The sequence below is a fragment of the Ruegeria sp. AI3 genome, assembly GCF_056541245.1.
In genome coordinates, this window is record NZ_JBQFYA010000084.1 from 1 (window position 1) to 605 (window position 605).

At 56.5% G+C, this 605-nt stretch carries 1 protein-coding gene; it reads right to left on the reverse strand.

Annotated features, from left to right (window positions below; all coding sequences use genetic code 11):
• A partial coding sequence (locus ACRZ95_RS23170) for a cytochrome ubiquinol oxidase subunit I (protein ID WP_480555749.1) occupies positions 1–605 on the reverse strand: 605 nt, incomplete at both ends.

Consider the following 605-nt stretch of genomic DNA (forward strand, 5'->3'; position numbering starts at 1 on the left):
GTGGCTGGCCGAGTATCCGGACTCGTCCCCCAGCACGACCACTGACAGCGCCGCAGCAAGGCCAAAAGACGCAGCCACCGTGATTGAGCGGCGCGCCAGTTCGACATGGCGGTTTTTCAGCAGGTACCACGCCGAAACTCCCAGTACAAAAACCGACGCCGTTACATATCCCGCAGAAACCGTATGAACGAATTTTGCTTGTGCCACCTCGTTGAAGAGCACGTCGAAGAACGAGGTCATCTCCATGCGCATCGTATCGGGATTGAATTCGGCGCCGACCGGGTTCTGCATCCAACCGTTTGCGATCAAAATCCAAAGGGCCGAAAAGTTCGACCCAAGGGCGACGAGCCATGCAACGACAAGGTGTTGCACACGGCTCAGCTTGTCCCAGCCAAAGAAGAACAATCCGACAAAGGTCGCCTCGAGGAAGAAGGCCATCAGCCCTTCGATCGCCAGCGGGGCACCAAAGATGTCACCGACATAGTGGCTATAGTAGCTCCAGTTCATGCCAAACTGGAATTCCATGGTGATTCCGGTGGCCACGCCGAGGACAAAGTTGATCCCGAAAAGGGTGCCCCAGAACTTGGTCATCTGCCGCCAGATCG